The sequence below is a fragment of the uncultured Meiothermus sp. genome, assembly GCF_937863175.1.
Taxonomy (GTDB): Bacteria; Deinococcota; Deinococci; order Deinococcales; family Thermaceae; genus Meiothermus.
In genome coordinates this window covers 1-9517 of the sequence record NZ_CALMCQ010000143.1, presented here as the reverse complement: position 1 = coordinate 9517, position 9517 = coordinate 1, and the positions used below count along the sequence as shown (strand labels likewise).

General features: G+C 60.2%; 8 protein-coding genes. 2 read left to right on the top strand and 6 right to left on the bottom strand.

All coding sequences use genetic code 11. The annotated features are described in order from the left end of the window. Window positions 1–198: 198 nt before the first annotated feature. The 3 genes from Q0288_RS05720 to Q0288_RS05710 all read right to left on the bottom strand — a co-directional run bounded on the left by Q0288_RS05720 (window position 199) and on the right by Q0288_RS05710 (window position 4524). Window positions 199–2973 carry a DNA translocase FtsK gene (locus Q0288_RS05720; protein WP_299428491.1) on the bottom strand — a complete coding sequence of 925 codons (2775 nt, stop codon included), beginning with the start codon at window positions 2971–2973 and terminating at the stop codon, window positions 199–201. A gap of 555 nt (window positions 2974–3528) precedes the next feature. Further along, window positions 3529–4020 carry an OmpH family outer membrane protein gene (locus Q0288_RS05715; RefSeq protein ID WP_299428488.1) on the bottom strand — a complete coding sequence of 164 codons (492 nt, stop codon included), beginning with the start codon at window positions 4018–4020 and terminating at the stop codon, window positions 3529–3531. 12 nt (window positions 4021–4032) lie between these two features. Next, the gene (locus tag Q0288_RS05710) at window positions 4033–4524 is read right to left on the bottom strand and encodes an OmpH family outer membrane protein (protein WP_299428485.1); all 492 of its coding nucleotides are present in this window, start codon (window positions 4522–4524) and stop codon (window positions 4033–4035) included. 124 nt (window positions 4525–4648) lie between these two features. Between Q0288_RS05710 and Q0288_RS05705 the strand changes: the two genes are divergently transcribed. Beyond that, a complete protein-coding gene (locus Q0288_RS05705) occupies window positions 4649–5086 on the top strand; it encodes a hypothetical protein (RefSeq protein WP_299428482.1) in 438 nt (145 codons plus the stop codon). A gap of 158 nt (window positions 5087–5244) precedes the next feature. On the opposite strand, the gene Q0288_RS05700 is transcribed toward Q0288_RS05705, so the two are convergent. Then, complete coding sequence (locus Q0288_RS05700; protein WP_299428479.1) at window positions 5245–5721, bottom strand: hypothetical protein; 477 nt, start codon at window positions 5719–5721, stop codon at window positions 5245–5247. 53 nt (window positions 5722–5774) lie between these two features. Here Q0288_RS05700 and Q0288_RS05695 point away from each other — a divergent pair, with 53 nt between their 5' ends. Continuing rightward, window positions 5775–6329 (top strand): MOSC domain-containing protein, encoded by a 555-nt coding sequence (locus tag Q0288_RS05695; RefSeq protein WP_299428476.1) that lies wholly within the window; start codon window positions 5775–5777, stop codon window positions 6327–6329. Between the two features lie 26 nt (window positions 6330–6355). Here the strand turns inward: Q0288_RS05695 and asnS are convergent, their stop codons facing one another. Beyond that, window positions 6356–7681, bottom strand: coding sequence for an asparagine--tRNA ligase (asnS, locus tag Q0288_RS05690; RefSeq protein ID WP_299428473.1), 1326 nt, complete (start codon window positions 7679–7681; stop codon window positions 6356–6358). Window positions 7682–7974: 293 nt separating this feature from the next. Next, a complete protein-coding gene (locus Q0288_RS05685; RefSeq protein WP_299428470.1) occupies window positions 7975–9267 on the bottom strand; it encodes an MFS transporter in 1293 nt (430 codons plus the stop codon). Window positions 9268–9517: the final 250 nt, after the last annotated feature.

Sequence of the window (9517 nt, the reverse complement as noted above, 5' to 3'; positions counted from 1 at the left end):
GGAACGAGTTTTCTCAGTTTGGCAACAGATTTAATCCAAACTCTCCCTTCAATGACTTTTCAACTACCCCGCCGGCAATAGTCAAGGGTGGCCGTATAGTAGCCTATTTGACTACGAATAGAACTTTTAGAAATGGCGTTTCTCCCAACTTATTAAAGGCGTTATGTGAGGACGTATATTAGTGTAAAGAATAATTCCTTATCCAAAATACTCAGGTAACTGGTCGCGGGTAATCAGCACCTCCCTGGGCTTGCTGCCCTGGTGGGGCCCCACGATGCCCATAGCTTCCAGGGCGTCTACCAGCTTGCCCGCCCGGGCGTGTCCCACCGAGAGGCGGCGCTGCAACCTCGAGACCGAGGCGTAGCCCTCCTCAATTACGATTTCGGCGGCCTTTTTGAGCAGGGGGTCGCCAAAGTCAATATCTCCGGTATCGCTCGGCCCCCCACTGCCCAGGTGCAGCGGCCCCTCAAAGTCGGTGCTGTACTGCTCGGCAAAGGTATCCTCGAAGCTCTGCTCGCGCAAAAAACTGGCGATGCGGTGCACTTCGGGCTCGGAGAGGAAGGGGCCTTGCAGGCGCACCGGTTTGGGTAGGCCGGGCTGGTGATAGAGCATATCGCCCTGGCCCACCAACCGCTCGGCCCCATACGTATCCAGGATGGTGCGCGAGTCGAAGCCCGACGAGACCGCAAAGGCCATGCGGGCGGGCACGTTCACCTTAATCAGGCTGGTCAGAATGTCTACCGAGGGGCGCTGGGTGGCCAGAATCAGGTGCATGCCGGTGGCGCGGGCCATCTGGGCCAGGCGCAGGATGGCCTGCTCGACCTCTTTGGGGGCGGTGATCATCAGGTCGGCCAGCTCGTCAATTACGACCACCAGGTAAGGCAGGGTCGGATCGCCTGCAGCCTTCATCTTCTGGTTGTACTGTTCCAGATTCCTGGCCCCCACCTGGCTCATCATCTTGTAGCGGCGCTCCATATGGGCCACCGCCCCCAGCAAAACCCCAGCCGCATCGGCGGGGTTGGTCACCACTGGCCGCACCAGATGGGGAATGCCCTCGTAGGGGGTCAGCTCGACCATCTTGGGGTCAATCATCAAGAAGCGCAGTTCGGTGGGCAGGTATTTGAACAGCAGGCTGGTAATCAGGGTGTTAACCGCTACCGACTTGCCCGAACCCGTCGAGCCTGCAATCAGCAGGTGGGGCATCCGGGCCAGGTCTTTGACCCAGACCTCGCCATCAATGCTTTTGCCCAGCACCATGGGCAGGGTGTCCTTGCTGCGCACGAAGGCATTCGACAGGATGGCTTCGCTGTAGCGCACCAGCTCGCGTTCGGTATTGGGTACTTCCAAGCCAATCACGCTCTTGCCCGGAATGGGGGCCTCGATCCGCACCGAGCCAGCGGCCAGGGCCAGGGCCAGGTCGTTGTGCAGGTTCTGAACCCGGCTGATTTTTTCGCCGGGTGCGGGCTCGAGTTCGAACCGGGTTACGGTGGGGCCCCTGGACCAGCTCACTACTCTGGCCTCTACCCCGTGGTGCTGCAGGGTGTTGTTGATATGCTCCACCTGGCGCCGGGTGATGATTTCCAGGGCCTTGGGGTCGTAGCGCGGCGCATCCGGTTTGTCCAGCAAGTCGAAGCTGGGCAGGAGCAGGGCGGTAGAAGGTCGGGCCGAGGGGCTGGGTTGTGGCGCGGTGCTCTTGGAGGATTTGCTGGTTTTGGGTTTCTCGGTGAGTGGAACGGTTTTGTTGGCAGCCCCTACCTTGTCCGGTTCGGGGAAGACGAAATCGAAGTCGAGCAGAGGTTCGGTGGGGGGCCTGGCAGTCGCTACCGCAAAAGCAGGGGGTTCGGTGCTCAAGCCCTTCTCGAGCAGGGCTCGCAACCCCGCTGGGTGGGCTTCGGCCGGGGCCGACTCCACCCATTCGGCCCAGCGCAGCCAGCCGTCCACCCGCTCTTCTAAGCCCAGCGTCAGTTCTTCCGACTCTCGCCAGCCTACCAGGCGGCTCTGGTGTTCATCCAGCGCCTGTAGCAAGGCCCTGGCTGTTGCAGGGCTGCCCAGGTTTTTGGCAGCGGTCTCGGCCTGGCGGGTGAGGGCCTGGGTTCTGGTCAACAGGGTGCCGATTTCCAGCACCAGTGCGGTGCGACGTTCCTCGAGGGCCTGGGCCAGCCCTTCGCCTTTCAGGGGTGCAGCCAGTGCTGCCGCGAGGCGCTCCAGCCGCACCGGAAGGGGCCGGGGCTCGGTGGCCAGCCTGCCTGCGAGCTCTCTGGCCCGCTCGATCTTAAAATCTCCCAGCAATTGGGCAAAACCTGCGATGGCCTCCGCATCCTGGGGCCTATGCCGGAAGGCTTTGAGATCGCCTTGCAGGGTGTTCAGGGCTTTATGCTCAGGATAACGCGCAGCCAGTGCCTGGGCCTCACGCAGGAGCCGGGTGGCGGTCTGCGCCAGGGCATAGGAGTGGTGCAGCCGCTGAGCGGCCACCACCACCCGCCGGGCGCTTTTGCCGAGCAGGAAACCGGGTTGCCGGCCCAGGCCGATATCGGCCACGAAGGTCAAGACCAGCAATGGAATTAGCAGGCCGAAATTGCCCAGATGACCGACCAGCATGGTATGGAGCGTGTTGCCCAGGCTGCCACCCAAAGAGTCTGACGCGTGTGCTACCAGCGGCAAACTAACCAGACCCCCCGCCGTAGCAATAGCGGCGACCCTGGCAAACCCACCCAGAGGGCGATCCAGCAGCAGCCAGACCCCCAGCAAGGCCAGCGTGGGCGGAACCAGCCAGGCCAGATACCCCAGACCGCCCCAGAAAAAACGCTGTACCGTGCTGCCGAGCTGCCCAGCCAGGCTGGAGCCAAAATAGATGGCGGCAGCGAGGAGTACCGACAACCCCAGTACCAGTAGCGAAAGGGCCTCGAGGTCGCGCTTGCGTTCCGTCGAGGTCACCCTGCTTGTTTTGTCTCCTTTGGATTTACCCTTGGCCATCGTTTACGATTCTAACATATCGTCAATTAAACTTGACCCTGACAATAAACCAGCAACCCGGCTTAGGCATGAATCTCTCAGTCCCCTACCAGGCCATGGTCATTCTGAACCCTGGTTCCTCAGGGCAGGGCTCCGGGCAAACCCTTCGACAGCCTTAGGGCAAGGCTCGGGCAGGCGCCACCGAAGGGTCTGATGCGCTGTGGGGCTCGCGACATAGTGGAGTCGGTAGTGCACTGGTTTCGCTCCGAAGGAGACCGATTTGTCATTCCGAGGAGCGCTGTTTGCGACGAGGAATCTGGTACTGCATCGGCAACATGAACGCAGAGAATGACAGCGTATTCAGATTCCTCGTTCCGCGCGGTATGACACACAGGGTCGGGTGGTGGTCACCCAGAACCCTTCGGCTACGCTCCGGGCAGGCTCCTTCAGGACGGGCTAAGACCCTGTACAAAAAGGGAACCAGGTAGGTCTGGGCATGGCTTGTAAGGGGCCCTCATCACAAACAAAAGACCACCGGCATGGTGCAGCCCACGTGTGGTAGTTTTCCAGCGGCGGCTATCTAGGCAGGGCACGAACCACTGCGTCGGTAATATCCAGTTCCTCGGCAGCGTAAACCACCAGGCCGCTGCTGGCTGCAACTTTCTTGTCCAGGACGATGGCGAAGCCTTGTTGCTGCGCAACCCGCGCAATCACCTGGTCAATCTCTTCGGTAATGGGTTTCAGAACTGCATTGCTGCGCTCTGTCCATCGGCGCCCCGCCTCCTGCAAGCTCTGGGCCAGCACGCGGTAGTCCTGTTGATCCTTGGCGGTAGCGTTCCCTGCCCGCAGTCTGGCCTCGAGGGGTTGAATCTGGTCGCGGAGGGGTTTGAGTTCACGGTCAGCCTGGGTACGTATTTCCTGCACTCTCCTGAAGTCCTTATGCGACTGAACCACTCTTTCGGCGTCCACATAACCGATACGGGTAGGGGTGGAACGGTTTTGCGCGATCAGCGAACCACCCAGCAGCAGACCTGCGAGTACCACAACAAACAACCAGTTTCTGTTCATCCTCTCACTCCATTACCTGGGCAAAGCCCGAACGATGGCCTGGGTAATATCCAGTTCCTCGGCAGCATAAACCACCAGGCCGCTACTGGCGGCGACTTCCTGATCAAGCACAATGGCAAAACCTTGTTCCTGGGCTACCTTCCTTACCAGCTGGTCAATTTCTTCGGTGATGGGTCTCAGGGCGGCGTTCTGCTGATCCGACCACTTCCGGCCGGTTTCTTGCAGGCTCTGGGTTAGGACGCGGTAATTTTGCTGCTCCTGGGCAGTAACACTTCCGGCGCGGATTCTGGCTTCCAGGGGCTGGATCTGGTCACGGAGGGGCTTGAGTTCGGCTTCGGCTCGAGCCTGCACCTCCTTCACCCGGACAAACTGCGGATGGGCTTCTACCACTGTGCGGGCATCGAGGTAGCCAATTCTGCTGGCAACAGACCGGTCTTGTGCAACCAGCAGGCTGCTCAAGAGCAGTCCAGCCAGCATGGGCACAAATAGCGAAAAACGCTTCATACACGACATACTGTAAGGGTGACCCCTTAGCACAGGGTGAGAGCCAGGCCACTGGCGATTTAGTCCAGGCTGGGCTATGGTATCCCCTGTGAGGTCAGTGACCTCAGAACCAGAGGTGTGTGTCATGAAACGTTTACCTGTCCTGATTGTTTTGCTGTTGCTGGCGTTTGCCTCATCCGGTTTTGCCCAACGGGCCTTTCAACTTCGCATCTCGGTGCCTGCGCCCAGCCTGGGGTTTGGCCTCGAGGCCAGCATCCAGCGTGACCTGGTGACCCTGATCTACGGCGATGTGCGCTTTGCAGGCCCCAGCTTCTTGATTGGGGGTGAGGTGCTGTTCAAGCCCGATCTGGGCCAGTTCGACCGCGACCTTCGGGGCATCAGGCCCTATTTTGGGGGCGGCCTGGGTCTGGGCCTGCCCAACGCCAACTTTGCCCTGACCCTCAACGCCGGCATCGAGTTTGCGCTGGACAATTCAACCGGGCTTTTCCTGGGGGGGCAGAGTATTTTCCCCTTCAGCGCCACGCCTTCCGCGAGGGTCTTGTTTGGGGCAAGCTTCCGCTAATTCCAACCCCGCACATCTACTTCCAGCACGGGCTTGCCCGCAAATTTTGCTCGGCCTGCAGTGCGGTTTCCTCCCCGTAGCTCCTGTGGTGGCCTGGTTGGCCCACAGCCAGGCCCGTCACTCAGCCCGGGTTGGTGCGTAAAACCGGGCGGGATTGCTCATACCAGTTTGACAATTTGCCGAATAGCGCCCAGGTGATAGCAGGCGTGTGCCAGAGTAGCGGCCAGTCCACCCGGTTCATCGCCGTCCCAACGGGGGGTGTTGCTGGCAAGCTTCACCACCTCGTCATACGCGACTCTTACCCGCGTCCGCAGAGCAGCCCACTCCCCTTCAGAAACCGTACCGACAAAGCTGCCTTTCCAGTCAAACGGCCCCCGGTCTCCCTGCACCCAGCGCACCGTCACTTCCATGTAGTAGGCAGTGTGGGCGGCCTGGGCCGCCACGCTCATTCCGAGCGCGGTGGGGTAGGAAGCCTGGTCTGCACTCAGGGCCTCGAGGGTCGCCAACAGGCCATGGTTGCCACTGCCATCGGCCCCGGTTCCGTCCAGAAAGGCGGTTCCCTGGCCTGGCTCACCGCCCTCCATGGCTTCCTGTAGCACCCGCAGCCACCCATTTACGAATGCCTTGTCGCTCATATTCTGATAATAGCAGAATCGCGCTGGGCATAGACACCGGTTACAATTCGGCCATGGCACAAGGACTCGAGGGCCTGGTGGAGTCCGTCCACAGCAGCAGTTCCCACACTTTTTCCAAGCATAGCCAGCCCAGCCTTCGCCTGCTGGAGGGTTTGGGTGCGGAGGGCGACGCGCATATGGGTGTGACGGTCAAGCACCGCTCCCGGGTGGCCCAGGATCCCACCCAGCCCAACCTGCGTCAGATTCACCTGATTCAGGCCGAGTTACACCAGGAGCTCAACCGTAAAGGGTTTCGCGTAAAGGCTGGAGATATGGGCGAGAACATCACCACCCGCGGCCTCGATCTGCTGAGCCTGCCGGTGGGTGCCAGGCTACATCTCGGCTCTGAGGCCGTGGTGGAGGTGACCGGGCTGCGCAACCCCTGCGCCCAGCTCGAACAGTTTCAGCAGGGTTTGATGCAGGCCGTGCTAGACCGCGATGCCGAGGGCCACCTGGTGCGCAAAGCGGGCATTATGGGCATCGTGCTGTTGGGCGGCGAGGTGCGCCCAAAGGACTTGATTCGCGTCGAGCTGCCCGCCGGGCCGCACCGGAGACTCGAGCGGGTTTAGGTCTTACCGATGGCCTGACCGGTGTGCTAAGGCCGCATCCGGGTGTACATGCGTGGGAAGGGAATGGCCTCGCGGATATGCTCAATCCCGCAGATCCAGCGCACGGTGCGCTCGAGGCCGATGCCAAAGCCTGAGTGGGGCACGGTTCCCAGCAGGCGCAAATCCAGGTACCAGTCAAACACTTCTTCCGGCAGGCCATGCTCCCGTATTTTTCGGCGCAACAGCCCGGGGTCGTGGATGCGCTGCGAGCCGCCGATAATCTCGCCCACCCCTTCGGGTGCCAGCAGGTCGGCATTCAGCACCAGGCGCGGATCTTCGGGGTCGGGCTCCATATAAAACGCTTTGATGACAGCCGGGTATTTCTCCACAAAAATCGGGCGGTCAAACTGCGAGGTAAGCGCTGCTTCGTGCGGCGCGCCAAAGTCGTCGCCCCAGTCCATCGGGGCCAATTCCAGTTCAGGTTTTTCCTGGGCGATCTGGTTGACCATCTCCACAGCCTGGGTGTAATGAAGGCGGGGGTAGTTGCCCTGGGCCGTGGTCTGTAGAACCGTGGTATCGCGCTCGAGCATCTCGAGTTCACGCTTTTTCTCTTCCAGGCAGCGCCCCACCAGATAAGCTACAAATTCCTCCTGCAGCTGCATGTTTTCGGGGTGGGTCATGAAGGCTACTTCCGGCTCGATCATCCAGAATTCCAGCAGGTGTCGGCGGGTTTTGGAGCGCTCGGCCCGGAAGGTGGGGCCAAAGGTGTAGACCTTGCCAAAGGCCATCGCGCCCGCCTCGGCGTAAAGCTGCCCAGACTGGGCCAGAAAGGCTTTCTCACCATCGAACAGATCCACCTCGAACAGATCGGTAGTGCCTTCAACGGCATTGGGGGTCAGGATGGGGGTGTCGAGCCGGATAAAGCCGCGCTGGTGAAAAAAGTCGTGGATGGCCCGCTCGAGCTCGTCGCGCACCCGCAGCACCGCCCAGGCCCGCCGGTGGCGCAGGTAGAGGTGGCGGTTATCCATCAGAAATTCCACCCCGTGTTCCTTAGGGGTGATGGGGTATTCCTTGCTGGGAAGGGCCACCACCTTAAGCCCTCGCACCGAAAGCTCGTAACCACCCGGTGCCCGGCTATCAGCCCGTACCAGCCCGACTATCTCCAGTGCCGTTTCCTGGGGCAGATGGTCGGCCTGCTCAAACTGCAGGTCGGGCAGCTCACCCCTGAATGCGGTGGCCTGGATAAAACCCGTGCCATCACGCAGCTGGAGAAAATGAATCTTGCCTTTGGAGCGGCGCGCGGTCAGCCAGCCGCGCAGTAGAACGTCCTGGCCCTCGTGTTTGGCGATGTCTTCGATGAAAACCCTTTGCACCCGACGATTCTACCCAGCGCCGGGCAGATCGGAAAGGTGTTTCGGACCAACACCAGAGGCACAGCTATCTATGGCCCTTGGTAGCATCTACAAGGTTTGACGAGACAACGGTTTTCGTACAACCGCACCCACCATTCTTTAAAAGTCGCAAGTCAAAACATTTGGCAGGCCGCAAGACAAAAAAGCTTCTGACCCGAGACTTGTGACATCCCGTATTGTCGCGCCTAACACCTCGGCCTGTTTTTCTATTAGTGATTGGCGACTTCAACAAATCTGATGCCACAAGAACCATTTCAAGTAAGTTTTCGTGAGCGAGCTAGTTCTAGACGGAGAAAGTGCACCACCAGCGCCGAGAGCAACATGGCCAGCACCGGCGGGCCGGCCAGCAAAAACCGGAAGGCGGTCTCGGGATCGGGGCCTGGCTGGGCACCGCTCACATAGCCAAACAGCGGGGTCAAAGAGGCCAGAGCCAGGGTTTGCAGTACCCCCGAAAGACGAACCAGGACGGCTGCTATACCGTAATAGCTTCCTTCCCGGCGCAGTCCACTCCGCCGGACATCCTGGTCAATCAGGTTTGCCATCACCACATCCTGCAGTATCACCACACCGCTTATGGCCAGGCCTAAGGGCAGGGCCAGCAATAGCACCTCCATCAGGCTGTCCACCAGCCACAAGGGAAGCAAAGCCAGCACAAACAGGCCCATCGCTACCTGCCAGCCGAGCCGGATACCCAGCCGCCCGGTGACTGACGGCCATACAAAGGCGCTTATGAGCGCAACGCCAAAGACCGCCCCAAAGACCAGCCCCATCTGGGCGCCGGGAAGATTTAGAGCATATTTTGCATAGAATGGGAAGCCCAGCATCATCAGCCCCAGAGCCGTCTGGGCCAGGGCTATGGCCAACAGCATCAGCCGAAAGTTGCGGTTTCGCAGGCTGTCGAGCAGATTATGCCAGAAGCCAGCATACTCAGGAGGGGGTTTCCAGGCCGGTTCAACCAGTTTAGAGAAAAAGATCCACAAGAAAAATGCCGAGACGAGAGCCCAGATCAGGATCATCTCGCCAAAACCGAGCTGGGTGTACAGCAGAGGACTAAGCGAAGTAGCGGCCAGCAAACCCAGCAAGCCCGCGGCCCGCCGAAGGGCATTGGCCCGCACGCGGCTGTCCTCCTGGGTATAGAGCGCCGGGAAGAGTGCATTGAAGTTCAGATAGACTATGGTTGCCAGGGTCTCAAAAACCAGCAAGAAAAACAGCAGATAGGCGAAAAGCCAGAACCCTTGCAGACCGCCAGGCACAAACCACAGTGGCAGTACAAACAAGACATAGAGCGGCAGTCCAAAGCGCAGCCAGGGCCAGCGCCGACCCCTGGGATGCCGGGTGCGGTCTGACCAGTAGCCAAACAATGGATCGTTTGCTGCATCCCAGATTGCATTGATGCTGCGGGCCAGGGCTACCCAGGTCGCGGCCAGACCGATGTGGTCGGTGAAATAAAAAACCAGGAAACTGCCCACCACATGGGTGGGCAGGCTCAGCCCAAACTCGCCCAGCGCATAGGCCCAGGGGGCAGTAGACGGCCTGGTCGGGTTCACTGGCTAGAGTGTACCAGGCTGGATTTGGGCGCTGGCCCAGGGGCCAAACCGGCGTAGCTCAGCGATCTCGAAAGCAGGGGACAACCCCCTGACGTTAGAATGTCTTACAGAACTCGTTATCGCTGCTGATCCCGGCGGCAAAACCGGGAGAATCGTGATCGCTGGTGCTCTGGGCCAGAGGGGGTTGCAGGCAGATGCCAGAGCGGCCGCTTGACAGGACGCAGGGGAAAAAGTCGTATGATGACAGGGT